This is a genomic window from Amphritea sp. HPY, assembly GCF_050870985.1.
Lineage (GTDB): Bacteria > Pseudomonadota > Gammaproteobacteria > Pseudomonadales > Balneatricaceae > Amphritea.
Window position 1 is genome coordinate 512,425 of record NZ_CP194015.1, and the last position, 24,190, is coordinate 536,614.

General features: G+C 47.4%; 21 protein-coding genes, 1 tRNA gene and 1 pseudogene. 14 read left to right on the forward strand and 9 right to left on the reverse strand.

All coding sequences use genetic code 11. The annotated features are described in order from the left end of the window. Positions 1 to 30: 30 nt before the first annotated feature. Both ACQUQM_RS02115 and ACQUQM_RS02120 read right to left on the reverse strand, forming a co-directional pair. The gene (locus ACQUQM_RS02115; protein ID WP_432472829.1) at positions 31 to 660 is read right to left on the reverse strand and encodes a hypothetical protein; all 630 of its coding nucleotides are present in this window, start codon (positions 658 to 660) and stop codon (positions 31 to 33) included. After that, the gene (locus ACQUQM_RS02120; protein WP_432472830.1) at positions 660 to 1,412 is read right to left on the reverse strand and encodes a ceramidase domain-containing protein; all 753 of its coding nucleotides are present in this window, start codon (positions 1,410 to 1,412) and stop codon (positions 660 to 662) included. The genes ACQUQM_RS02115 and ACQUQM_RS02120 overlap by 1 nt, the downstream gene beginning before the upstream one ends. 200 nt (positions 1,413 to 1,612) lie before the next feature. On the opposite strand from ACQUQM_RS02120, the gene ACQUQM_RS02125 reads away from it, so the two are divergent. Continuing rightward, positions 1,613 to 2,500: an LOG family protein gene (locus ACQUQM_RS02125; RefSeq protein ID WP_432472831.1), complete on the forward strand. Its 888-nt coding sequence runs from the start codon at positions 1,613 to 1,615 to the stop codon at positions 2,498 to 2,500. Positions 2,501 to 2,538: 38 nt separating this feature from the next. Here the strand turns inward: ACQUQM_RS02125 and ACQUQM_RS02130 are convergent, their stop codons facing one another. Genes ACQUQM_RS02130 through ACQUQM_RS02140 form a run of 3 tightly spaced genes read right to left on the reverse strand, consistent with a single transcriptional unit; the run spans position 2,539 to position 5,805 of the window. Beyond that, complete coding sequence (locus ACQUQM_RS02130; RefSeq protein WP_432472832.1) at positions 2,539 to 3,537, reverse strand: diacylglycerol/lipid kinase family protein; 999 nt, start codon at positions 3,535 to 3,537, stop codon at positions 2,539 to 2,541. After that, positions 3,530 to 4,951 carry a 1-acyl-sn-glycerol-3-phosphate acyltransferase gene (locus tag ACQUQM_RS02135; RefSeq protein ID WP_432472833.1) on the reverse strand — a complete coding sequence of 474 codons (1,422 nt, stop codon included), beginning with the start codon at positions 4,949 to 4,951 and terminating at the stop codon, positions 3,530 to 3,532. The genes ACQUQM_RS02130 and ACQUQM_RS02135 overlap by 8 nt, the downstream gene beginning before the upstream one ends. Positions 4,952 to 4,959: 8 nt before the next feature. Then, a complete protein-coding gene (locus ACQUQM_RS02140; protein WP_432472834.1) occupies positions 4,960 to 5,805 on the reverse strand; it encodes a hypothetical protein in 846 nt (281 codons plus the stop codon). A gap of 576 nt (positions 5,806 to 6,381) precedes the next feature. Here ACQUQM_RS02140 and ACQUQM_RS02145 point away from each other — a divergent pair. Continuing rightward, the gene (locus ACQUQM_RS02145) at positions 6,382 to 7,500 is read left to right on the forward strand and encodes a hypothetical protein (protein WP_432472835.1); all 1,119 of its coding nucleotides are present in this window, start codon (positions 6,382 to 6,384) and stop codon (positions 7,498 to 7,500) included. 729 nt (positions 7,501 to 8,229) lie between these two features. After that, positions 8,230 to 9,099, forward strand: a complete 870-nt coding sequence (locus ACQUQM_RS02150; protein WP_432472836.1) for a tetratricopeptide repeat protein — start codon at positions 8,230 to 8,232, stop codon at positions 9,097 to 9,099. 364 nt (positions 9,100 to 9,463) lie between these two features. Here ACQUQM_RS02150 and ACQUQM_RS02155 read toward each other — a convergent pair whose 3' ends face one another. Then, positions 9,464 to 10,375, reverse strand: a complete 912-nt coding sequence (locus ACQUQM_RS02155; protein ID WP_432472837.1) for a LysR family transcriptional regulator — start codon at positions 10,373 to 10,375, stop codon at positions 9,464 to 9,466. A gap of 269 nt (positions 10,376 to 10,644) precedes the next feature. Here ACQUQM_RS02155 and ACQUQM_RS02160 point away from each other — a divergent pair, with 269 nt between their 5' ends. The 9 genes and pseudogenes from ACQUQM_RS02160 to ACQUQM_RS02200 all read left to right on the forward strand — a co-directional run bounded on the left by ACQUQM_RS02160 (position 10,645) and on the right by ACQUQM_RS02200 (position 17,671). Continuing rightward, positions 10,645 to 10,953 (forward strand): DUF1330 domain-containing protein, encoded by a 309-nt coding sequence (locus ACQUQM_RS02160; RefSeq protein ID WP_432472838.1) that lies wholly within the window; start codon positions 10,645 to 10,647, stop codon positions 10,951 to 10,953. Between the two features lie 104 nt (positions 10,954 to 11,057). Continuing rightward, positions 11,058 to 11,133, forward strand: a tRNA-Thr gene (locus ACQUQM_RS02165). A 603-nt stretch (positions 11,134 to 11,736) separates the two neighbouring features. Further along, positions 11,737 to 12,519 carry a thioesterase family protein gene (locus ACQUQM_RS02170; RefSeq protein ID WP_432472839.1) on the forward strand — a complete coding sequence of 261 codons (783 nt, stop codon included), beginning with the start codon at positions 11,737 to 11,739 and terminating at the stop codon, positions 12,517 to 12,519. A gap of 120 nt (positions 12,520 to 12,639) precedes the next feature. Next, positions 12,640 to 13,470, forward strand: a complete 831-nt coding sequence (locus tag ACQUQM_RS02175; RefSeq protein WP_432472840.1) for an SDR family NAD(P)-dependent oxidoreductase — start codon at positions 12,640 to 12,642, stop codon at positions 13,468 to 13,470. Then, complete coding sequence (locus tag ACQUQM_RS02180; RefSeq protein ID WP_432472841.1) at positions 13,467 to 14,126, forward strand: glutathione S-transferase family protein; 660 nt, start codon at positions 13,467 to 13,469, stop codon at positions 14,124 to 14,126. The genes ACQUQM_RS02175 and ACQUQM_RS02180 overlap by 4 nt, the downstream gene beginning before the upstream one ends. A 131-nt stretch (positions 14,127 to 14,257) precedes the next feature. After that, positions 14,258 to 15,474 (forward strand): annotated as a pseudogene (gene fabB, locus ACQUQM_RS02185) (beta-ketoacyl-ACP synthase I). Between the two features lie 76 nt (positions 15,475 to 15,550). After that, positions 15,551 to 16,996 (forward strand): dihydrolipoyl dehydrogenase, encoded by a 1,446-nt coding sequence (lpdA, locus tag ACQUQM_RS02190; protein WP_432472842.1) that lies wholly within the window; start codon positions 15,551 to 15,553, stop codon positions 16,994 to 16,996. Further along, positions 16,986 to 17,129: a hypothetical protein gene (locus ACQUQM_RS02195; RefSeq protein ID WP_432472843.1), complete on the forward strand. Its 144-nt coding sequence runs from the start codon at positions 16,986 to 16,988 to the stop codon at positions 17,127 to 17,129. The genes lpdA and ACQUQM_RS02195 overlap by 11 nt, the downstream gene beginning before the upstream one ends. A 179-nt stretch (positions 17,130 to 17,308) precedes the next feature. Then, a complete protein-coding gene (locus ACQUQM_RS02200; RefSeq protein WP_432472844.1) occupies positions 17,309 to 17,671 on the forward strand; it encodes a MarR family winged helix-turn-helix transcriptional regulator in 363 nt (120 codons plus the stop codon). Between the two features lie 143 nt (positions 17,672 to 17,814). Here ACQUQM_RS02200 and ACQUQM_RS02205 read toward each other — a convergent pair whose 3' ends face one another. After that, a complete protein-coding gene (locus ACQUQM_RS02205; RefSeq protein ID WP_432472845.1) occupies positions 17,815 to 19,005 on the reverse strand; it encodes a pyridoxamine 5'-phosphate oxidase family protein in 1,191 nt (396 codons plus the stop codon). A gap of 171 nt (positions 19,006 to 19,176) precedes the next feature. Further along, on the reverse strand, positions 19,177 to 20,163 hold the full coding sequence (locus tag ACQUQM_RS02210) for a cyclase family protein (RefSeq protein ID WP_432472846.1): 987 nt from the start codon (positions 20,161 to 20,163) through the stop codon (positions 19,177 to 19,179). A 128-nt stretch (positions 20,164 to 20,291) separates the two neighbouring features. On the opposite strand from ACQUQM_RS02210, the gene ACQUQM_RS02215 reads away from it, so the two are divergent. Then, positions 20,292 to 21,239 carry a LysR substrate-binding domain-containing protein gene (locus ACQUQM_RS02215; protein WP_432472847.1) on the forward strand — a complete coding sequence of 316 codons (948 nt, stop codon included), beginning with the start codon at positions 20,292 to 20,294 and terminating at the stop codon, positions 21,237 to 21,239. Positions 21,240 to 21,387: 148 nt separating this feature from the next. Here the strand turns inward: ACQUQM_RS02215 and ACQUQM_RS02220 are convergent, their stop codons facing one another. Further along, positions 21,388 to 21,726, reverse strand: coding sequence for a hypothetical protein (locus ACQUQM_RS02220; RefSeq protein WP_432472848.1), 339 nt, complete (start codon positions 21,724 to 21,726; stop codon positions 21,388 to 21,390). A 330-nt stretch (positions 21,727 to 22,056) separates the two neighbouring features. Between ACQUQM_RS02220 and ACQUQM_RS02225 the strand changes: the two genes are divergently transcribed. Then, the gene (locus ACQUQM_RS02225; protein WP_432472849.1) at positions 22,057 to 24,162 is read left to right on the forward strand and encodes a cache domain-containing protein; all 2,106 of its coding nucleotides are present in this window, start codon (positions 22,057 to 22,059) and stop codon (positions 24,160 to 24,162) included. The last annotated feature ends 28 nt before the right edge of the window (positions 24,163 to 24,190 follow it).

The window sequence follows — 24,190 nt, forward strand, 5'->3', positions numbered from 1 at the left end:
CAGCCCTTTTGATTGTGTAGGTCGCTTTGATCAGGACTTTATATGAATGGATACCGCACCGGTAACAGAATCATAGAACCTACAGGCGGTATCAAGTAATAACTTATACTCTTCGTAACTTTTCAAATCACCCGTCACTGCAAATATAAGATTACCGTTATAGTTTCGAATATCGGAGATCCGATTAACGGGTTTTTGCTTCGCCCATGATATGAGATCCGTCTGTATACGGTTTGAGAGCACTGTATCCATTAACTGCTCATTATTCGTATAGATGACCAGGAGCTTATCAAGGTCGGTTACCCTGGTGTACATAGGCTTCTTTAGTCCGATCCATTTATCTCCGATCGACTGAAGGGATTGAGGGAGAATTCGAAATTCAAAACTTTTCGAGTCCAGTTTGGTAAACAGAGCATAAGTATAACGGTTGGACTCACCGCTAATTCCTGTCGATGCGCTGGAAACTTCTACTTCTGTGCCGGCTCGCGAAAATCGCAGTTTTGGCATTAGAAACAGGCTTGGGGTTTCAATAATACCGTTATTTTCTGCTGCCAACCTTCTCAGTAAAGGTTTCATATGACGCACAGATCGGCGGTGTAGTGCCCATCCCAGAATTAGCCCCCCTAAGATCAATACGGCTATGAGTAATGTGTGATTCATTACGTATACCTTCCTGAAACCTGATGCACTTCCATACAGGCAGTCATCTGGCTTTTTTGTTTGTGTTCCGCTTTGTCTTGCATATGTTTTGAAACTCTCCCTGATGAATTTTCAGCTGCGGGGGATCTGTTTATTCCTGCCGGTAACAGGCTCAGGCTGCACAGGTAGAGAACCAGTGCATTGAGCAGGTGCCACAGGAAGTGGCTGCCGATGGGGAAAACATCACAGATAAGGTTGTCCATTGCTCGAAAACTGACGGAAAGCAAAAAAATCAGGCTTGCTGATAACAGGATAGTGGGTCTGCTGAGTTGATGACTGTAGTGCCACATGCCTAAGGAAAATAAAACTAGCAGGGCTGGTGCATAGATCAGTGAACCATTCAGGATGTCTGGAAAGCCCCGGCAATAAAGAGCGACGCCGAGATAGATCAGCAGGCTCATCAGACTTACCACTACCGGCAAGTGAATAATATTTCGTGCGTATAGCCAGAGAAAGGCCAACTGGAACAGTAGGATCGGAATGATGTCGAGCCAACGGGCCCAGTTTGTGGCAAAAGTATGAAACAGAAAGCTGCCAAGTCCGATAACAATACATAGCAGGGGCAGGAGTAAATGGGTGTCTGAGGCATGTTTATTCCTGCGTAAGGTTACCAGCATAAGGTAACCACTCAGCAGAAAGCCGATATTGGTCAGTGCATTGATGGGCTCTGCCCAGAAACTGGCATCTACTCGTTCACAGTACAGATCGATCATTGGTTACCCTTCAGAGTTATAACTGTCTGCAATGATTACAAGATTAGTACTTATTTTGCTGATACAGAGAAAATAGCTGATCCACACGGCTGTTCTGAATTCAGGATCAACGATGAATTATCCCTCCCTCTGCTAGGCTTATACGGTAAATGGCTGTTCGCTTTTTGCTGAACACAGACTGATGGAACAGGGGGCAGGCTATGTCAGATAACGATGCAGATAAATTACGTCAGCAGATATTAGATAGCGCTTCATACCGCCGGGCTGATCGGGACCCTGATTGGATCGAAAGTCCGGAAATGAGAGGGGCAAGGCTGTTTCTGGAGTATGCCAAGCCGCAGTTGACGTTACTGCGAGCCAATGTGCGATCCACAATTGTGCTATTTGGTGGCAGCAGGATCGCAGAGCCTGGAATCGCCAGAGAGCAACTGGAACAAGCTCAAAAACTAGCCTCAGCCAATCCTGATGATCCGCAGCTGGCCGCTCAGGTGAGAGTTGCAGAGCGGGTGCTGGCTAAGAGTGGATATTATGACGTGGCCAGAGAGTTTGCCCGTCGGGTCAGTAAACGTTATCAGACCGATGCCGAACGAGATCTGGTAGTGGTAACGGGAGGTGGCGGTGGCATCATGGAAGCCGGTAACCGTGGGGCTTTCGATGTCGGCGCTAAAAGCGTAGGCCTGAATATTACCCTGCCTCATGAGCAAGAGCCGAATATCTATATTGCGCCTGAGCTTTGTTTCCAGTTTCGTTATTTTGCCTTGCGTAAAATGCATTTTCTGGCGACGGCTAAGGCGCTGGTCGCTTTCCCCGGCGGTTACGGCACTTTTGATGAGGTGTTTGAGACGCTTTGCCTGATTCAGACCCGGGTGATAAAGCCGGTTCCGGTGGTACTGGTGGGAGAGGCATTCTGGCGCAAGGCCTTTGATGTTGATTTCCTGTTGGCAGAAGGAGTTATCGGACCAGAGGATGCGGCCCTGTTTGGCTATTGTGAGACTGCCGATGATATTGAAGCGTATATTGTTGACTGGTACACGGAACGGCAGATCGATCCGATGCAGGCTCCATCTCCCTACAAATCAGACATTTGATTCTATGGCGTTGTGAAACGCTTTGGCAGAATCGATTTTCAGCTGGCAGAGATTAGCCTTATCTGGTCAATTATCCTGAATCGGGCGTCAGGCTGACAGATAAGGGTCGAACCATCGACATTAACCGGAAAGGCTGCTCCATCGTCCTTGCTGATCACCAGCTCCTCCCGGATAGAGAACGATTCGAAACCCCATTGCTCCGCCTGTTCCTGGATAGATGAGTTCCAGGCACGGCGAAACTGGCCGGGAAGCCGCAGTATTCCCAAATCACGGATTGCAAACAGGTAGAAACTACCTGAGCCGAGGGATTTTCCACGGGCGAAGGGCAGATCCGGCCCCAGGTCGCCATTTACGATGATCATCGCCTGAAACTTGCCCCGACTTAGTATCTGATTGCCATCCATGATCTTCCATTGTTCGGGCTTGTGAACCAGCTTGTGCAACACTTTTTCGCCAGTGGTCAGAGCCGCACCGACAAAGAAAGGTCCCAGATCTCCAAACAGCTGGCTCAGGATCCCTTTGTAGTATTTCATAAACCGGTTTTCAGTAAAGTGGGGGATGCGGCCGAAGATGCCAGCTCCACTGTAACCAACAAAGTGACGTCCTGCAGTGTCATTGTTGTCGCTGGTTATCCTGATTACATCGCAGGGTTGGGTGAAGCCTTGTTCCAGAGAATTTACAAAAACAGCGATCGCCTGCTCTATCTCATCGGGCATTCCCAGGGTCTTTCCGATCAGGTCGGCGGAACCTTTACGCAGAAAGCCCAGCGTGATTTGTGAAAGGGGAGCGCCGCTATCTATACAGCCCTCCAGAACACTGTTAAAAGTACCAGAACCTCCTGCTGAGATAAGGGTTCTGGTACCGTCCAGTACAAGTTGTCGGGTAATATTCCGAGCCTCTGCATGACTGTCAGCACTGTGCAGGTTTACATGAGACCACCCCCTGCGATTGAACTCGGGCACAATACGCTCAATCTTTCCCCAATCGCTGATGGAGCCGGATATCGTGGTTGCAATCACGTCTATTTGATTATGCATCCTGGGGGCTCCTCTCAAGATGTTGTTGAATAAATTGGGTCGCCTGATTGCAGACTTGCTCCATATCCGCAGTGGTACTGATCACCAGGACCGGAATGCCCAGTTGCTGTTCCACCACTTCACAGACCCGGAGGTAACCACGACGCATTCTGCTGAGCTTGTCTGCAGTTTCATGTGGTTGAACAGGCTCTCCACGGGATGCAATTCGCTGGCAGCATAGTTCTGGATCGATATCCAGCATGATCAGAACGTCCGGCAAGGTCATACCGTCGGGGCGTAATTGCTGTAAACGCCTGAGCTCTGGAAATGAGTCAAAAATAGGATCGCTTTCAGGTAGTTGCTGTCTGGCGCTGAGCAATTTTATTGCTTTGGCACATGCCTGCTGGCTGAATGCCTGTTCCTGATACAGGATGGACCATCCCACCAGGTTAAGCAGGGGGGATCCGTCCTGTATAATGTGCTCAGGCCGGTACCAGTGTTCCGCTTCACCGGTTAAGTGATCTCTGAGTAACAGCTCGGCAAGTTTCGGTAATTTGTAGCTTTTAAGCGATCTGGCTTGCTTGGCATAGTGGCTGATTGCATTGCGCAGTGTTTCACTGAACAGGGGGCGGATCGCTTGTTCGTCGCCCTGGTGATATAACTCCATACGATCGCTGATCAGGCATACCTCGCCGTGCCGGGAGAGGTTACGGGACAGGTTGTGACTCAGGCTGCTTTTACCCGAACCATCGATTCCCATTACAGCAATAAGCTTTGAACATACGTCTGTAGGGGGGCGTTGCTGGCGGTCATCTGTCTCGGTTTGCGCCATACGGCGAATAAAGTTCTCCAGGGTATGGGTAAAGCTGTCTGCGGAACCGATAAATCTCTGTGGCGGACCGATATGAACGCTGCAGCATAAAGGCAGTGGCAGCCAGCTCTGTTTAGGTAATGCCCGTTCGGTGCCGAACAGAAATACCGGTAGCACCGGTATATCTCGAAACTGTTCTGCCATTTTACCAATTCCCCAGTGAAATCGACTTATCTGGCCAGCATCGCCCCGGCTACCCTCGGGAAAAATAATAATGTTATGGCCTTTAGCCAGCAGGTTTTCCATTGCCTGTAACGGAGCTGAGCCAGGGTGTTGCCGATCGATCCAGAGTGGATTAAACAGGTAACTGACAATACGGAACAGCAGAGGGTGACGGGAGAAATAGTCCTCGGCAGCAATAACATGGGTTCTTGATATGTCGGCATCGGCAATGATGTAGTACAGCAGCAGCACATCCAGATGACTGTTATGGTTAGCAGCAATAATATAACGCTCCAGTCCGGCCAGGTTTTCCCTGCCTTCAACCTGAACTGATAACAACAGGCGTACTACCGGTCTGAGAAGGAATTTATGTAACAGGAGTCGCAGGCTTAAATTCTTCATTATTAACTTCACCCTTTGATATAAGTGATGTAGTGAAGAATCACTGGCGCGGCATAAAGGTAGGATTTCAGGGGATCGATCAGTTTCCCCTTACCCGGCTGCAGCCTCTGCTTATCGATGCCCAGATCCTCTTCCAGGTACCAAAGGGTTCTGCGGCTCAACGCTACCAGCAATGGGGTGGCTGCTCCCAGCAGCAGGGCGTGAATGGTGTTTAGTTCAGTCCAGCCAGACAGCGCCAGGGAGATCAGTGCTGTAGCAGGGATCAGCATCAGAGTCTTGGTCAGGCTGAAACGTTTATCCCGGCCGACAAAGATCGCAAACAAGTCACAGATGGTGACATTCAGTATCAGCATGGCCGGCAGCCAGGGCGACAGCCGGGTCAGGTATCCGAGATGCCCGATACAGTAGCCGAACAGGAACAGGCCAAAATTGATGGCGCCCAGTGAAAAAACAATCCCCTTGCTGTTGTAGCCGGGCAGGGTGGCCAGAAGCGCTGTAATGAATACGCCATAAACCGGAATAAACAGAATAAACCCCTGGTACTGACCGGTCATAATCAGCAGGCTGGTGATCGGAATAGCCAGATAAGCCCCGGCAATCGGTAGGCGGTCTTCAGGCCGGACAGCTATCAGGGAAAAGTATTCCCTGAGCGCAGCCAGTGAAAGTACACAGAGAATCCATATTGCAACCTCAGCTCCGATAAACTGGACAACTAGCAGATAGCAAATCAGAACCCAAAGACTGGGAAAATAAACATCCAGTGGGTTTTTAAATGGTTTGAATACATTCAGGACGGTTATTGCAGAGATAACCAGAAAGACAGCCAACAGCACTAAAGCTGATGCAGAGAGCATCCGTAGTCTCCTTTAAAGGCGTTTCCTAGGAGTATAGGCAGAAATTTGTGATGTGATTAGATTAGTTTCCACTTCAAGTGCAGCTGGTCAGGTCCGTATTACGCAACTGACTGGATTGAACAGAGCCTGGACCACTTTTCAGCCTTTAGGCCGTTCTGGTGCTGCTGGTCACACTCAGATTTAAATGAAGTTGCACGGCAGTTAAACGAACGACCTAGAAAAACACTGGACTATGTAACACCTGCTGATAAATTAAACGAGTGTGTTGCAACGATCCACTGAATTCACAGCACAAAGCAGACAGCTATCAAACTAATGAATAGGGACCGTGTCTCCTTTTCCTTTCAGGCAAATCGTCTTGTGATGATCGGACAATCAGTTACAGAGGCGTTCTGACAAGCGGCGTAAACACGAGCTAAGCTGGCAACGACCGACTGTCGCTTGCCATATATCGGAAAGGAGCTTTCCTTGTCTGCAGAACAAAACCCATTGTCGGTTTGTGTCATAATTATCCCTGAACGAATCTGGCAAAGGCTTTTAAGAAGCCAGTAAAATAACCCTCACCGGGAAATGCTCATGTCGAAAATATTGGTTCATGCAGGCCCTCCAAAGACAGGTTCTACACAGTTTCAGGCTTTGCTGAACGAGAATAGTGAAGTCTTAAACGAACACTTAATTACAAAATTAAGTCCACAATTGAAACCGTCGATTCGTCCATATTTTCAAGCATTCAATAAAGCCAGAAGGGCTTCGGGAATTGAGAGGTTTGACCGCTACCCCTGGTTTTCTGATATTTCGGAATCTGCCTTTCTCAGGAAAGATGGGCATGAGCACAGCATTGTCTCCGAAGAAGCTTTATTCAAGCTCTTTCCTCACACTTATGAACTCTCAGCTTTCGATAAACTCCTATCAGAAATGTATGAGTACAGAACCTACCTTGTAGTACTCAGAGAGATAAATGGGCTGATAACATCGCAGATATCCCAGGCTATAAAAGGGGTCAGGAGGTTTGACTATCTGTCATGCCAGGGGCCACTGAAACGATACTCACTGGATCGCCTGTTTGAGGGCGTTATAACGAATGAGTATGACCTGGAAATACGGACGTTCAACCAACTGGTCAGAAGCCCTGATAGTTATGCAACAGCCTCAGAGGTTCTGCAAAGGACCTTTAATCGCCCGAACATTAACCTGAAAAAAATCGAAGGTATCAAAAACAAAAGCCTGGGCGCAGAAGGAACAGCTATCCTTCTGGCATACAACAATATCATTCGTATGATTATAGGGCAGCAAGAGCTGGATCGATTACGAATTGAAATACGAGACGCAGGCCGTGCCCTTGATGATAAAATTATGCAGAACTTTCCCACACAACATAAGTTCTGCCCCTTTTCCGAAACTGAACAATCTCGATTTAATGATAGACAGCTAAAGAGAAGCCAGAAGTTTATCGCGTATGCACCAGGAGCATGGGTAGACGAGGTATTTACACCCGTTATTAATAAGAAATCTATCGTTCTTCTCTCTCAGCTTGATAGCGCGGACAGGTCTGTTGCGGTTGAGATGCTCGAACACCATATCCATAAAATTCTGAGACAATGTTCACCGCTTAACAAATCCATCTCACATACAACTGTGACAGATGCGATCGCAGTCTTCCTAAAGGATGAGACAAAGCTTGTTCTGGGAGACTGATTTCAGGACGTTAAAAACAGAAGTAGCTGTTCGTAAATCTCCAACGCTCTATGCAAATAAAAAGGAGCTTTGTGCCTCTTTTATACCGCAAAACGAAGCGGATCGGACATGTTGAAGTACCTCCGTTCCGATAAGTAGCATAGCTGAGACCAATACTGACAACGCCAGCGTCAGGCTTGTTTGACGTGTCAGGTCGCTTATCAGACGTTGGATCGGAAAGGAACGTTTCCTGTCTGAACCAAATGATCTGGTCATAGGTTATTGAGGCTGGTTTACAATAGAATGCTTACAAAAGACTCGCCAATAAGTACATTTGTCAGTTAATTTCTGAGCTCAGGGATTTATCGACATACAGCATTAAGATACTGAAGATGGGTACAATCTCACTGAACTCATGGAGTGTTGGTAGCTAATCAACATTCCAGGAGAGGTTTACACCATCATTAGCTTTTCCAACTTATAGCGCCAGTGCTGAATGGTTGATGGGTTACGCTTCGCTAACCCATCCTACGAATAATGGAACATACAGGTCCGCTTTTGGCACAAAGGCGGACTTTGAGGCTACTCGGCTGAGTTCTATCTGAAGGCCTTCCCGACACTAAGTAGAAGTTCTGCGTTCTCCAACAGGCAGTGGGAATAATAAAAGCCATCTATACTGATCGCATATATGAAATCCTCATAATCATATCCCAAACACACCAGTCTTGGATTATCAGGGAGGATACTTTGATGGAATCTCGGCTTTCTACTTTCTGGACAATTGTTCTTATCACTTTCTTAACTGTTACGAATGCAAATGGACAAAGTCCTGAGGAATTAGACCAGGCTATTCAGCAACTTTCTGCTCATGCTCAAGAGGGTGATCCTGAATCACAATTCCAGCTTGGGGTGCTTTATTTAAAGGGGATAGGCGTTACCCGTGATACAAAAACTTCATTTGAATGGTTTCTCAAGGCAGCTGATCAAGGCCTTTCACAAGCGCAATCAGCAATTGGCTCGTTATACCAGCAAGGGGTGGGGGTAAGCCAAAACAATGTTGAGGCCGCAAGATGGTGGCAACTTGCAGCAGAACAGGGGGACATAGCCGCGCAGAGAGGTATTGGTTTTCTTTACCTAAGAGGTATCGGAGTCTCTCAAGACATAATCCAAGCCGAAAAATGGTATTTACTTGCAGGTAAAAACGGTAATTCGATGGCCCAGTTTGAACTCGGTTTATTATATGACAGGTGCCAGCACCAGCCTTCCATGATGCGCAAAATATTTTGTTCGTACTTAGGGAAGGGTAGCAAAGCATCCCCTGAACCAAGCCCGGTTAAAGCCGCTAAATGGTATCAATTAGCCGCTGAGGCTGGTCTTCCCAATGCTCAATATGCATTTGGCCTTATGCTTGCCCGAGGGGAGCATATAAATCAGGACAATATAAAGGCTGCTATGTGGCTAAACCTATCGTTTTCCCAATTGCCACCTGGAGGAGATCATGACGAAGCATACAAAGAGTTTATGCTGGTTAAGCAGAGGATGAATCCCGAGGAAATATCGAAAGCTAGAGCAATGACTCATGCATGGAGACCAAAATATAATCAACAGCCCCTTCACTAGTTGGCTAAATAACCCTGACTGATCATTCCCAGCTCTATTGCGACTGATCAAAACCGATAACCACATGACCGTGAAGTAAAGCAAAAAATGGAGCCAATGATGAAACCCATAGAGAAGATTACAACGTTTTAGCTTTTACTGAAATTTGTCATGGGTGTGCTTCGGTGCATGCAAACATGGACTGGCGCCTCAATTCGCATGTTGAGAGTCTTCAGCATAGCGGTCATTATGGTCATGCCATCATATATCAATCCAAATCTCCAAAAGCGGACCTATGAGTCTATATCTGTGTAAGGCAGGTACGTGCCAAGAGTCGCCATTCAATAGCGGTGAAACTGAGGCTGTTCACCTTCGCTACTAGTGATTACCCAAGGTGTTGAATTATAAAATCAACACAAAGCTTTATTTTAGGGATTTTATACTTTGCTTGCTGATACAAAATAAAAACATCAAGATTTTGATTTTGACGATTTGAAAGTGGTAAATCGACCGGGACTTCTACCAGCTCGCCGGAAGCCAGGTAAGGGCTAACCCACCAAAAAGGGAAAAGCGAGAGGCCTTCGCCAGCCAGTGTTGCCTCTAGTAATGTTTCACCGCTGTTGCACCAAAATACTGGATTAATCTCTATTGTTTGCCATTGGTTATTCCTTAAACACCACCAGGTTAGAGCGCCATATTTTCCTTTATATTGCAGTGTTGGGCAGGTTTGAAGATCTTCAACGGATAGCACCGTTGTGTCATACCGCGTTTGTAAATCTTGTAATAACTTTGTTGTAGCTACCAGTTTAAACTCAGCTTTAGAAAGGTTTTTTGCAAGCACTCGCTCCTGCGGGACATTGCCTGCGCGAATAGCAATATCGACAGCATCTTTACCTAAAACCGTTAAATCATGGGAAAAATCCAGGTCTAAAAATATGGCGGGATATTGCTGGCGGAACTTCTGCAAAACCGGTGCTAGTACTTTCTCGCCATAGCTTGGCATGGTGCTTATTCTTATCTTTCCCTCTATGGCGTCCAGGCGTTGTGATATTAGCTCATCGGCGTCATTCAACCTCTGCAGCACTTCCACAATCATTTCGTAGTAAACACTGCCCAGTTCCGTTGTACTGACGTTGCGGGTAGTTCGCTGCAATAATTCTATGCCTAACTCGCTCTCCAGGTCTTTTATCCTGCGAGAAATAGAAGATGCCGGAACATCAAACTCTTTGGCTGCCAGGCTAAAGCTATTCAGTTCGGCTGTACGCTTGAAATAGCGTAGTGCGCGCAATTTATCCACAATCACCTCGGAAACGACTAAATACAACCTGTTATTTTATCAATTATTGTTAAAAAAACAAAAATGATTTGTTTCAAACAGTCTGTTTCGCTGCACGACGGAGCCCTATCATGTCCATATTCTAGTGAGCAGCACAGCGTTGAAACCGTATATTGAGCAGGCATTGGCACGCCGCAACAAACTGTGGAGCTTAACCGAATACATACATTCTCTTCCTTGTACGCGAAAGTAGAGGGAAGTCCATACCAGCTAATGAACAGGAAACTACTATGTCTGCATATATGATGGCATTTGTTCGCACTAAAGACTTTGAAGCTTATAACCGTGAATACGCACCGCTAGCCTTCCCCCTTGTCGAGAAGCATGGCGGTCAGCCCCTGGTTATGACTGAAAATGTACAACCCTTAGAGGGGACGCTTCCCGAAGGTCGACTCGTAATTGTGGAGTTTCCATCACTAGAGAATGCAAAGGCGTTCTATGCCGACCCAGACTATCAGCCTTTAATCAAAGTACGCCAGCAGTATACTGACAGCGATGCTGTGATCTTTGACAAAGGGTTTGATCCTTCTGCCATGTAGATTACGCATTTTTGCATAGCGACGGCCTCATGTTACGGGGCCGTCAACATCTGTTTAATTCAAGAGCTCTCCTGTCTGGTGAGTCTTTGTAAGATAAAAGCTTAGCCGGTATAGCTCAGCCGGTAGAACAACTGACTTGTAACCAGTAGGTCCCGAGTTCGACTCTTGGTGCTGGCACCATTCTCCCTACCTGACAACCGTTTCTTTCCGTCTGGAATGCTCCCCTGGCAAAATCAGCCCGAAAAATTGTGTTTTCTGACTTCACTTTGATGCGCCAGCTTGGCAGCTTACAAAATGTAAAGATTCCTGATATGTCTTGTGTGAACCATATATGTCCGCTGTCGCCAGAGAGCTAACTTCAGGTTAAGCCCAGCGTTAGTACTGGCAGTAATTGGATTGCATACAGCTAAGCTTTTGCTGGCCTCTCCAGGGGACTTCATAACTCTACAGCGGACATAGCATTTAGAGAAAAGACTGGATAGTTGACTTTTAAATGCATATGCATGTAGTGTTGTGATATGGCTGATATCAGGGGGAGAAGCGTTTCTCAACTTGAGTGGGCATGGGAGATCTTTTTATTGAGATACCAAAGTTGATTGGCAATAAACGCAACAAAAGATTTATAAGCACCAGAGGCCCGAGTACAGTCAACATCTGCTGGAACTGAACCAGGCAATGGTTAATTTGAAAACAAAGCAACCAATAACATGCATATGCATTCTCTGTAAGTGTATGAGTTTTTGAAAGAAATTTTAGGGTGCGAAAGCATAGAAAGGTAGAGCAATGATTCTGGAAGAAATACTGAGCGCCATCAGAGAGGATCAAAAAGTTTTGATCCCAGACTCCTGGGCACAAGGCAGAACAACTTTTGGAGGGCTGACGGGCGCCATTCTTTGTGAAGCCACCGCCAGAGATACGGATCCAGCACGGCGCCTGCGAAATTTTGAAGTTGGTTTTGTCAGGCCACTGGAAGCCTTCAAGCCTTTTGACGTTCAAGTTGAAACCCTGGCTAACGGAAAGACAGTTACCATTAAATCTGCCCGAATTGTTCAGGGAGATAAAGTGAGGGCGACGGCTAGAGCGGACTATGTCTTACCGATTGAATCCAATGTGACAATTGAAACATTTATCCCGCCTTTACTTAAAGACAAGAAAGAGTCAGTTTTGTTACAAGGGGATCATTTGCCGTCCTTTTTCCAACACTTTGACAACCATATTGCGACTGAAGGGATGCCATTCTCCGGGCAAGATATTCCGCAACTCGGTGGCTGGATGCGATTTAAGGATGCTCCAACAAAAATGACAGCCTCCAGCCTGGTTTGCCTGACCGATTCCTGGCCACCCTCTGCTGCATCTCATTACAAAGGCTTTAAACCCCTCTCCACACTTAGCTGGAGTATTCATTTTGCAAACCTCATACATGAAGTTTCCACGACGGATTATTTGGGTTATCTGTCCAAAGCAAATTTTGCTGAGAATGGCCTGAGCTCTTCGCAGGCAGAAATCTGGGGCGCGCAAGGGCAGCTATTAGCAAGAAGCTTCCAGACCAATCTTATCTACGGATAAGTTTTTAATGCCACAAGGTTAAGACAGAGGGTGTCCAGTACGAACACCCTGATTTCCCGGTGGTTATTATAAATATGCATGTAGATGCATGTATATTTTAAAGGATAAGTGAGAAATATAATGACTTACAGTGATGAAAATAAAAGCAACTCCTGGGCGCTGGTGACAGGTTCATCGGGAGGCATAGGTTTGGCCTTTGCTGAGGAGCTGGCAAAAAAGAAGAAATCGATCATTCTGGTTGCCAGGAATGAAAACAGGCTTGTTGAACTCAGTAAAAAAATAAGCCAGCAATACGGCGTGGCGACCAAAACTGTAGCTGCAGATCTTTCATCTCTGGAAGGTGTAAACCACCTAATCAGTGAGACCAAAGAGCTGAAGGTGAACCTGCTAATTAACAACGCCGGCAAGGAGGAATCTGGAAGTTTTCTGACATTGCCCCCCGCTGAAATGCTCAGTTCGATTGCCTTAAACTGCTCAGCACCATTGCTGCTCACTCACCACTTAGCTAACAAAATGGCGAGCCAGGGTGGTGGTCAGATTCTGTTTATCTCTTCTATTGTTGCCTTTCAAGGCGTGCCTTTGATTGCAAACTACGCCGCAACTAAATCCTACCTATTAACTTTCGCTGAAGGCATAGCGTTAGAGCTGGAATCGCAAGGTGTCAAAATTTCCATTGCGGCTCCGGGCTTTACCAAAACTAATCTGGCACCGCATCAGAATTTTGAAAGTACCCCCTTTAAGCCTTTGGACGCGGAATTTGTTGCCCATTACACCTTAAATAAACTGGGTAAGCGGCGCCTGATCATTCCAGGTTTTATCAATAAGGTTCTGTTCTACCTTGGCAAATACCTGCAATCCCGTCGAAAAAACTCGCAAGCTTTCGGCAAGGTCTTCAGGCTGGTTCTAAGGGATGAGCTGGCGATTACTGACACTGCAAAGGTGGAACAATGAAGAGTGATTTAACTTTGTTTGTAAACGCGCTGACCGTTAACAGCATAAAAATGCTGCTGCTGTGTAACGCCATAGATATCAAGCCCGATTACAAGCACGTTGTGTTGCACCGGGGGCAGCAAATAAAAGCTGAAAGTTTTCTTCGGATCAATCCCGGTGGCAAGGTGCCGGTATTGGTCGAAGGTGGTTTTGTCCTCAACGAATCTAACGCGATCCTGCAATACCTTGCGAATAAGTATCAGTCATCACTTTGGCCCGGTGACATAGCCTCTCAGGGTGAGGTGCTGAAATGGCTGTTCTGGCAGATGAACCGTTGGAATGCAGCGGTTGGTGTATTTAGTCATCGTCGCGTGGTTTTACCCCATTGGGGTTTCGAGGGGCGGTGGACGTTGTCGCCGGAAGAGGTAGATCAATTTCACTGTTCTATGACCGTAATTGAGCGGGCATTAACCGGTAAGCATGCGCTTGTTGGCAACGGTTTTAGCATCGCTGATATCAGTCTTGGGAGTTATCTGATGTTTGCTGATGAAGCAGGGATCCCCCTTGAGGAATACCTTAATGTCTCTCGCTGGCTGAAGCAGTTGCGTGAGATGCCCTGGTGGCAGAAAACTCAACAGACTCTTCGGGATGTTTTGAACAACAATGCTGAGGAGTGATATGGCAATTGCGGCAAAGCTGTTTCTTTACCTGTTGATAACAATCTTTCGGTTATCAAATAGTAAAGCGGGGCCAGGCAACATCTGCTTAATGCCCTGGCAAGGTCGTAAGTGAAAAAGAGGTTTAAGTTATGAAACGCGTTGTCGTTACTGGTTTAGGTATCGTTTCCAGTATTGGAAATAATCAGGATGAAGTTTTTCAGTCGTTAAGATGCGGCAGATCAGGCATTAAGTTTAAGCAGGAATACAAAGAGATGGGGTTGCGCAGCCATCTGGCTGGGAGCATTGAAATCGACGTTAATGAGCATATAGACCGTAAAACCCTGCGTTTTATGGGGGATGCTGCCGCCTATGCTTATATTGCGCTGACAGAAGCAATTCAAGACTCCGGCTTGAGTGATGAACAGGTATCCAATGTACGTACCGGTCTGATTATGGGCTCGGGAGGGGCATCATCGTCGAACCTGGTAGAAGCTGCGGATGTTTTACGCAGTAAAGGCGTGAAGCGTGTAGGTCCTTACCGTGTAACACAGACCATGGGCAGTACGCTTTCGGCCTGTCTGGCGACGCCTTTTAAGATTAAAGGGGTCAATTACTCGATCTCGTCTGCCTGTGCTACCAGCGCTCACTGTATAGGTGCAGCGATGGAGCAGATTCAGTTTGGTAAGCAGGATGTGGTATTTGCTGGCGGAGGTTAAGAGGAGCATTGGACGCTGGCTTGCCTGTTTGATGCGATGGGTGCTTTATCTACGCGTAATGATTCACCAGAGACAGCCTCCAGGGCCTACGACGCTAACCGAGATGGTTTTGTCATTGCCGGCGGGGCTGGCGCGCTGGTTTTAGAGGAGTTGGAACATGCTCAGGCGCGCGGTGCCACCATTTATGCAGAACTTGTCGGTTATGGTGCAACCTCTGATGGGTACAACATGGTCGCCCCCAGCGGCGAGGGCGCAGTGCGGTGTATGCAGCAGGCTTTAGCAATGATCGACGGCGACGTTGATTATATCAATGCCCACGGTACCAGTACGCCAGCCGGAGATCTGCCGGAGTTACGAGCCATGAAAGAAGTATTCTCTGACAAGGTCCCAAAAATCAGTTCAACCAAGTCACTAACCGGCCACAGCCAGGGGGCTGCCGGAGTGCAGGAAGCTATTTATTCATTAATCATGCTGAAGAATAACTTTATCTGCGCGTCTGCCAATATCGAAGAGCTGGATGCTGAAGCGATAAGTTTGCCGATCGTTCAAGAAACGATTGAGCACATCAGGTTGAACAAAGTTATGTCCAATAGCTTTGCTTTGGCGGTACTAACGCATCGCTGATATTCCAGCGTATTGATCCTGCCTAGGTCATTCATAGCAGCATATGTGAAAGCTCTGGTATCTGGAAAAAGGGTATCTGTTTAATTGTTAGAGGTAAAAGCTATGAATAAAAGTCTTCAGGCACAAGTTGTTGTCATAGGTGCGGGCCCTGGTGGTTATACCGCGGCGTTTCGTGCAGCAGACTTAGGGTTAAACGTTGTATTGGTTGAAAAGCATTCGACTCTGGGAGGCGTGTGTTTAAATGTGGGTTGTATTCCCTCCAAGGCGCTCTTGCACTCGGCGAAAGTCATTGATGAAGCGAAAAGTATGGAGTCGCATGGGGTTTCCTTTGGTGAACCAACTGTCGATGTGGGAAAAATTCGTAATTATAAAGATGGCGTTGTCAGGCAGTTAAACAGTGGATTAGCGAGCATGGCGAAAATGCGTAATGTTCAGGTGGTACAAGGTGTTGCCAGGTTTACTTCTAAGCACTCTGTTGCCATTGAAGGGAATGCTGAAGTGGAAAGCATCAATTTTGAAAATGCTATTGTCGCTACCGGGTCCCGGGTTGTTCAATTGCCTTTCTTGCCCGATGATGAGCGTATTATTGACTCTACCGGTGCGTTGGAGTTGAGCGATATCCCATCCAAAATGCTGGTGATTGGCGGCGGAATTATAGGTCTGGAAATGGCCACGGTTTATCGCGCTTTAGGTAGCAAAATAACCATCGTTGAAATGTCTGATCAGTTGATCACTGCAGCCGACAAGGACGTGGTCAAAGTACTGCATCGTTACGTTAAAAAGCGGTATGAGTCCATTCTGCTGGAGACCCGGGTGACTGAGGTTGAGGCCAGGGACGACGGCTTGTGGGTGACGTTTGTGGGTGGCAACAGTGCCTTGGAACCACAGCGTTTTGATAAAATATTGTCGGCGGTGGGGCGTCGGCCTAATGGCGATCTGGTTGACGCGGCTAAAGCAGGTGTGACTGTCGACGAGCGCGGATTTATTCCAGTGAATAACCAGTTGCAAACTAATGTGGATAATATTTATGCAATCGGTGATTTGGTCGGTCAACCTATGCTTGCCCACAAAGCGACTCATGAGGCTCATGTGGTTGCGCAGGTGATTGCAGGTAAGAACCAGGTGTTCCAACCGAAATGCATCCCCAACGTTGCTTATACTGATCCGGAAATAGCCTGGGTTGGCGTTACTGAAAAAGAAGCTCGCGCTAAAGGTATTGATTACGGCGTAGGGACTTTTCCCTGGGCGGCGAGTGGTCGGGCTATAGGTGCCGGGCGAAGTGAAGGTTTTTCCAAGACTATTTATGATAAATCCAATGACCGTATTATTGGCGCTGCTGTTATTGGAATTAACGCGGGTGAATTAATTGGTGAGGCGGGGTTGGCGATTGAAATGGGCTGTGTAGCGGAAGATATTGCTTTAACGATTCATGCACATCCGACGCTTTCAGAGTCTTTGGCATTTTCTGCTGAGGCTTATGAGTGTAGTTGCACTGATTTGCCGCCCGCGGGAAAAAAGGAACCAGGGTTACTTAAAAGTGAGAAGTGAACTCCAACGGCTTAAGCTGGTCGATTCGGTCAATTCTGTAAAAGAGAGTTATATCCTTTACACCCCGGTCAGGCGACCTGAAGAGATGAAGGAATACAAGGCGCTGGAGGATCTTACAAAGGATGGGTATTAACTAGTTTGAGGATATACTCCGGCACGCATCATGCGATAGTAAGTGACTACTAATTGCTGTTTGACAGATAAATGCATGTGCATGTAATATCTTTTCTTATGACTAATAAATCGACTTACATTGAGGGGCTCAAGCAGCTTCCCTGCCTGAATTTGAGCCTGAGAAAAGCGACGCGCGTGATGAACCGCATCTACGATCAGCAGCTGTCTCAGGCCGGGGTGAACGGTGGCCAGTTCAGTATTCTACGGGCGGTCTCAAAGTTAGGTGAGACCACAAATAAAGAGTTGCAGGCACTGCTGGCGATGGACCAGACTACGCTCACCCGTAATCTGAAGCCGCTGACGCGTGATGGTCTGATTCACGTAACACCGGGAGAGGATCGCCGTCAGCGCATACTCACTTTGAGTGAGCACGGCCTGACCGTTTATCGAGATGCTGAAGTTTATTGGCAGCAAGCGCAACGCAAGGTCTATCAGCATATGGGGCCGGAACTTAGCCAGCAGCTGCTGGGGCTGAGCCAGGCGATAGTTAAGTTGGATTAAAAAATCAGGTGCATACATATAAATGCATCCCCGTGAATTAAGGTTGTATAGGAATATGTCAGCGAGCTGACATTTTTTAGCACTGATACATGTACATGAAGGTTTCCTCCGCTACGTTCGAATTTTTGAATCGTAAGGGCTGTTTAGTAACGTCCCCTCTGCACCGGTGTGCGCTCATCGGCCCCCTGAAGGAAGTGCGACAGATACCCCTGACGTTTCCAGATTATAGCTTCGTAGAGTTCGGGAAAATCGGATACTACAGAGTTGATTACTGACGGTAGCGCTAATAGCCGATCGCTCCATTGAGCAATCTTTGGTAATGCTTCTCTGTCGATAATCGGGAGTTGACGGTCGATGAGCCCCAGGCGAACGAAAAGCGGTGCGTAGGCCGCATCGACTAATGAGAAATCAGCGCCATTAAAGAACGGGCCTTCACCGAGTTCAGCCTCCAATATTTCGAGTTTAGCTTTATTCGCGCTCACCACGTCGCGAAACGCCTCCTCGGTTTCTGCAGTTGTCATGTGCAGAGTGTCCACCAGACAGTTCGAACAGAATTCGATCCAACTGCGGTTGCGTGCACGTTGTATCGGATCAGCAGGGTGAAGCCGGGCAGGTGTTAGTTCATCAATGAGTTCGTTTATCACGGCAGACTCGTAAATCACGTTGCCGCCATCCACTACCAACAAAGGAACCTTCCTGGTTGGAGATAGGCCCAGAAACCACTCGGGTGGCTCAGCGAGATCCACGTAGCGGATACGAAACTTCACTTGCTTATGCAGGAGCGTTATCACTGACCTCTGTACGAATGGACACAATTTGGAACCGACCAGCTCGAAATCTGCAGCCGCCAGCTTAGTGAGTTTTTCGTCAGCGAGATCTTGGTAATAGTGCCCGAAGTGTTGCAGCAATGCTTCTTCAGTGACACCGATGTCATACGCCGGTGATGAAATGCTGAGTGCGCGCCGGACCTCGAGTACAACCACCCCTCGTACCCTCTCTTTCAGGGAGCCCCATTGTTCGAAGTGCTGGTGTATCTTTGGATACAGCTCGTCGAACGCGGGCGAATCCCGCTCTATATACCGCGCTACACCTTTGAATCTGAACCCCTTTCTTGAGAGCGGATCGACGATGTTTATTTCGACAGCGGGGTTCCGTTGCAGGTTCGACACTGTATTGGGCGATCGAACCTCGCCGAACAGGATATGGTTGTCGTCGAGAACAACCATTGTTCCTTTCGGTGACAGATTCGGTGTGCCATTCTCATTAACCGTTGCCACGAACCCCAGGCGGTGTTGCGCAATCAACAGCTTCATTTCATCCGTCAGGATACCCATTAGTGATCCTCCATTGGTTCATTTTGAGATTTATCCGCGCCCCTGAAACTGTTGGCTGGAAACCGTTACACAGCAGGCCCTCCATCACCTCACATAAGAGGACCTGCTGAAACCGTCAAAAAGCAACAAGTAACATAACCGCCTAAGTGGCGACGCCCGCAATTAATGCTCTCAGTGAGCTGTATCGCCTGCCAGGCAAGCCGCCATAACACGCGCCGGACCACCGGTACCACCGACATGGTTTAACGCCCCCACCATCAGACTGCATTGACCCTGCTGTTGCGCCAGTTCGCCCAGGTTGGTTAAGTTTTCAACGATCAAAACATCACGCTGGTATAAACGCACATGCGCAGGCCAGGCATTGCTCCATTTATCATCTGTGCCTTTAGCGCCCTGACCGGAATCGGTACTGAAACTGTCAGCAGCAATACCTGAGATTCTGATCTGTTTTTCATCCATGATTTTGATTATTTCTGCAATCGCTTCAGCGCTAAATCCAGGGTGATTGAGACTGTTGACGTAGCGCGATTGATCCCAGTCTTCGGTGCCGGAAAAATAGAACTGCTCCCAACCCACCCGGCCAACCAGCCACACGCCTTCTTTGATCTGATCGGCAACAGCGCGAATATCAGCGGCTCGAATAGTCGCTTGTGAGCTGTCTGAGAAGTCCGTGATACTGGTATCCGGGCTTGGGTTTCCGCCATTTTTTTTCAGTTCTTTTTCTACGCGCTGTGAGATATCGATCAATACGATATCACCGGTCAATTGTGCTGTGGTCAGCTGATGAGCAGCTTTACGTTCAGCGAAAGGTATAGCGCTTGTTTCTGCACTTTGTTCATTATTCCAGTAATGATTCGGGGCGTTAAAACTAGTGCCATTGTGCTCCTGAATTAAAATCGCGCCACTCTCGAAGTGCCCCTGGTTAGTGGCCCACTTGTCGACCGGATATAACACCGCCTGATGGTAAAACCCGGCTATAGGGGTGCTATCGGCAATGGGCTTGCTTAAATCGGGTTTGGTGGCATCCTCTGTGCTGGGCGCAAAAGTGGGGATGGGATGGCTCAGGTCAATAAAGTTAAGTTCGACCTGAGTGTTTGCATGGATACTGCCTGCGCTAATACTGGCCAATATGGCTGCGGTAGTCAGCAACTTTTTCATGGTGGTACTCCTGATAAATGGAAACTTTGTATTATGTGATTGAGCCGGCTCGATAAGCGCATATTAAACCTGTCGCGTATGTGATTAAATGTCACCTTGTTCTTAACAGTTGTGATGAAATTTCACTTATGGATAAGCTCAGTCTTCTCAAGCAGTTTGTCGTATCGGTTGAACAAGGTGGCTTTGCCGCCGCCGCTAACCACTTAGGTTTATCCCCTTCGACGTTAAGCAAAGCTATGGCGCGATTGGAAGAACACCTGAACTTCAAGCTGTTTCACCGCTCGACCAGGCAGGTCAGTCTGACCGAAGCTGGTAGTCGATACCTGATTACCGCCCGACAGATCCTCATGGAACTGGAGCAGTGCGAACAACGGCTTCAACAGGCTAATGATGAGCCCAAAGGCCGGATAAAAGTTAACCTCCCGGTATCTTACGGACGACTTTATGTGATGCCGTTACTGCAACGCTTTATTCAGCAATACCCGGAAATCGAGCTGGAACTGTCATTTAATGACAGCTATGTCGACATGCTGGAACAGGGAATCGACCTGACAATTCGCAGCGGCAGCCTTGAAGACCGGCGTCTGGTCGCTCGTAAGCTGAGCCCCGTCGACTTTTTGATCTGCGCAGCCCCCGATTATCTGACAAAGAACGGATGTCCATCGACGGCAGCCGAATTCAGTGACCACCCCTGGATTCGCTTTCGTTATCGGCAGACGGGTCGATTAATGCCAGTGACAATGCCCGATGGAGACGGTGAGCAGAACTATGATCCCGGGCAGCAATTTATTGTCGATGACGGCGAAGCCCTGGCAGAACTTTGCGCTCAGGGTTTGGGGCTGACCCAGCTGCCCCATTTCATAGCCCGGGATTGGCTTAAAGATGGTCGTATTGTTCCGATTCTGCCCTACTACCGGCCACAGGAGCACGGCGTCTATTGCATTTATCCGAAGCGTGAATTTCTACCGGCAAAGGTCCGGGTGCTGATCGAATTTCTGATTCAGCAGATCGAAGCGAGTGGCGAGAGTGCCTATCGAACCTGGGCAGAAGAGCCGGAAGGCTGCTGGGCTAAATAGGAAATACTGGGCGCAAGACAGGCCTCTGGTCTGATCCATTGAGACTACTTGCCGAATCGGAGAGAGTAAGTTCAGCCTATCGACAGTCAGTCATCTATGTTGTTTGAGGCCTCTCTATTGCGGCTGTTGAGCCTTTGCCCGCCGGCAATTACTGGGAATATATCTGTACCGGTGAGTGTATCAAGAATGCATCATCCTGCTCGTCCTTCAGCATCAACTGAACACAGTCAGGGTCTTGCCATTTAATACTGTTAAACAGTTCAATAAGCCCTGCGGTATCTAACCCATCGGTTGTGCACATAAAAATATCGCATTGCATATTTTTTTTATCGCCCGCATAAGGGTCAACTTTCACGAGTTCGCAGTCGTGATGGTTCTGCCTGATATAGTTGCTGATAATATCGGCATTTGGGTGTTTGCTTTTATCCTGGCCGTTGCTGCCGTCATTGATCATAGATATCAGGATAATGTCAGTAACGCTGCTCATATCGGTTCGCCTCTGCTTATTGCCTTAAACACTAGATAGTAAGAACTATAGCTATAGGGGCGGGTTCTGGCCCGGATATTTCGTGAGGAGATTGGGGACGGAATTTTAGTAAACCATGCGAATGTGATAAGTGAGATAAGTGGTTCTGAGTTAAATATCGATGTTACCCAGTTGGTTCACTAAACCAGGTCGGTTCAACATTCCCGATAACAGGCAGCAACCAAACAGCAGGTTGTTTATGTAGCGGTCTTCGCATTCCTTTCTACAATGAACGTAGGTGCGTGCTTAGCGCGTGCAGAGCACCGCGAAGCCAGACACCAAGAGGTGTATATGTTCAGGTCTAAGATTTTTCTGAAAACCTTGTTAGTCATACTGCTGATCGTATTTACCAATGCTGGCTTTATTACGTTCTTCACCATTCCCATCGTAAAAAATAATGCCTATTCACTGGAAGAGAAACTGGCTAAATCTATGCTCAGTAAAGCCTCAGATACGGTTAACAACACCTATATCGAGCTGGAATCATTTAAGCAGAATGCCAACGCCATAATCCGCAAAAACTTAAGGAATATGGCGCTGCTGGTGGAGGGGGTTATTAATCAAAGGTACCTGAAATTCAGAGCAGGGGATATTTCTGAACAGACTGCAAAGCAATTAGCGATGGAGGATGTACGGGCACTGCGCTACGGCGATAACGGCTACTTCTGGCTTAATGATTTTGACTTCATCATGTTAATGCACCCCATACTTCCCGAACTTGAAGGGCAGGATCTGGTTGATCTGAAAGACGAAAATGAAGTGTATTTGATGCGTGAGTTCGTGAATGTCATAAAGGAGAATAATGCCGGTGAAGGCTATGTCGGCTACAGCTGGCCTAAACCTGGTGAGACCGACCCGCAACCTAAATTATCTTATGTTCGTTCCTTCGACCCCTGGCAGTGGATCCTGGGAACCGGTGTCTATATTGATGAGATTGATAAAGCTATCGCACTGAAGAAGCTGCGATTGGTTGAGCGGCTTATCGATGAAATGAAAAACACCGTCATCGGTAAGTCAGGGTATATGTTTATCTTCGATGCTGAGCAGAATGTTATTTACCATCCTAACGTGACTGAAAACAGACTTGCCGGTATATCCAGCCCAGCCACTGAAAAGCGACTGGTGAATGAGCTGATCAAAGCCTCTGGTACACCGGATCTGCCCTTTGAATATATCTGGGATAAGCCCGGTGACCCCGGAAACTATGCTTACGACAAGATTGGTTGGGTACGCTATTTTGAACCCCTTGGCTGGTATGTTGTGGCTTCTGCGTATGTTGCCGAGTTAGATGAAAGTGCCTCTAAAGTAAAAAATATTGTGTTGACGATAACGGCCATTGTACTTATCGCTTCGTTGACGTTCGGCTACATATTCTTCTGGCGACTGCTGAATCCGATCAATACCCTCGCTGAACTGGTGCAAAGAGTCCATGACGGTGATTTCGACGTCAGAAGTAATATCAAACGAGACGATGAAATAGGTATTCTGGCATCGGAGTTTGATGACATGGTCAGCAAGCTGAAAGATCATATTCAAAATCTGGACAGAAAAGTTGCTGAGAAAACAGAAGAGTTACAAAGCAAAAACTCGATTCTGGAGATTATTCCGGAAAAGCTATCCAGATATCTCCCGCCACAGATATATGAGTCGATCTTCCAGGGTGAGCGTGATGTTGAGATTACAACGGAACGAAAAAAACTGACGGTGTTTTTTTCAGATATCGAGGATTTCACCGCAACAACCGAAGAGATGCAACCTGAGGATCTGACCGTTCTGCTGAATGAATACTTTTCCGAAATGTCAGCTATAGCCACCCGGCATGGTGGCACAATCGATAAATTTGTTGGCGATGCGATGCTGATTTTCTTTGGCGATCCGGAAAGTAAAGGCGTTCAGCAGGATGCAATTTCATGTGTGAAGATGGCAATCGAAATGCAGCAAAAAATGGCCGAGCTACAAGCGAGGTGGTTGCAGACGGGGTATAAAAATCCTTTTCATATGCGCGTTGGTATAAATTCAGGCTACTGCAATGTGGGCAACTTCGGCAGCAATGAACGTATGGATTACACCATCATCGGCGAAGAGGTAAACCTTGCCGCCCGTTTACAATCAGCGGCAGATCCTGATGGCATCATGATCTCTTACGAAACTTACGCCCTGGTTAAGGATTTCTTCAGCGCAGAGGAGCAGACTCCCATCCATGCTAAAGGTATTCAACGTGAAATTCGGCCCTATGCACTAACCGGAATTTTTGATCAGGCATTGCTGGAATCGACATTTATCCGTAAAGAGCAGAACGGCATGCTGGTGGTTATCGATCTGGATAAGATGACTGAACAGGATCGTAAACAGGCTCGCACGGAGATGGAAAATATTATTCAAAAACTCAAAAAGTGATCTTGCCAGTCAAGGCCTCAACGGCGGG

Bases quoted from the DNA above. Each gene is read 5' to 3' on its own strand.
- ACQUQM_RS02115 (WP_432472829.1), bottom strand. From the start codon at position 660: ATGAATCACACATTACTCATAGCCGTATTGATCTTAGGGGGGCTAATT.
- ACQUQM_RS02120 (WP_432472830.1), bottom strand. From the start codon at position 1,412: ATGATCGATCTGTACTGTGAACGAGTAGATGCCAGTTTCTGGGCAGAG.
- ACQUQM_RS02125 (WP_432472831.1), top strand. From the start codon at position 1,613: ATGTCAGATAACGATGCAGATAAATTACGTCAGCAGATATTAGATAGC.
- ACQUQM_RS02130 (WP_432472832.1), bottom strand. From the start codon at position 3,537: ATGCATAATCAAATAGACGTGATTGCAACCACGATATCCGGCTCCATC.
- ACQUQM_RS02135 (WP_432472833.1), bottom strand. From the start codon at position 4,951: ATGAAGAATTTAAGCCTGCGACTCCTGTTACATAAATTCCTTCTCAGA.
- ACQUQM_RS02140 (WP_432472834.1), bottom strand. From the start codon at position 5,805: ATGCTCTCTGCATCAGCTTTAGTGCTGTTGGCTGTCTTTCTGGTTATC.
- ACQUQM_RS02145 (WP_432472835.1), top strand. From the start codon at position 6,382: ATGTCGAAAATATTGGTTCATGCAGGCCCTCCAAAGACAGGTTCTACA.
- ACQUQM_RS02150 (WP_432472836.1), top strand. From the start codon at position 8,230: ATGGAATCTCGGCTTTCTACTTTCTGGACAATTGTTCTTATCACTTTC.
- ACQUQM_RS02160 (WP_432472838.1), top strand. From the start codon at position 10,645: ATGTCTGCATATATGATGGCATTTGTTCGCACTAAAGACTTTGAAGCT.
- ACQUQM_RS02170 (WP_432472839.1), top strand. From the start codon at position 11,737: ATGATTCTGGAAGAAATACTGAGCGCCATCAGAGAGGATCAAAAAGTT.
- ACQUQM_RS02175 (WP_432472840.1), top strand. From the start codon at position 12,640: ATGACTTACAGTGATGAAAATAAAAGCAACTCCTGGGCGCTGGTGACA.
- ACQUQM_RS02180 (WP_432472841.1), top strand. From the start codon at position 13,467: ATGAAGAGTGATTTAACTTTGTTTGTAAACGCGCTGACCGTTAACAGC.
- lpdA (WP_432472842.1), top strand. From the start codon at position 15,551: ATGAATAAAAGTCTTCAGGCACAAGTTGTTGTCATAGGTGCGGGCCCT.
- ACQUQM_RS02200 (WP_432472844.1), top strand. From the start codon at position 17,309: ATGAACCGCATCTACGATCAGCAGCTGTCTCAGGCCGGGGTGAACGGT.
- ACQUQM_RS02205 (WP_432472845.1), bottom strand. From the start codon at position 19,005: ATGGGTATCCTGACGGATGAAATGAAGCTGTTGATTGCGCAACACCGC.
- ACQUQM_RS02210 (WP_432472846.1), bottom strand. From the start codon at position 20,163: ATGAAAAAGTTGCTGACTACCGCAGCCATATTGGCCAGTATTAGCGCA.
- ACQUQM_RS02215 (WP_432472847.1), top strand. From the start codon at position 20,292: ATGGATAAGCTCAGTCTTCTCAAGCAGTTTGTCGTATCGGTTGAACAA.
- ACQUQM_RS02220 (WP_432472848.1), bottom strand. From the start codon at position 21,726: ATGAGCAGCGTTACTGACATTATCCTGATATCTATGATCAATGACGGC.
- ACQUQM_RS02225 (WP_432472849.1), top strand. From the start codon at position 22,057: ATGTTCAGGTCTAAGATTTTTCTGAAAACCTTGTTAGTCATACTGCTG.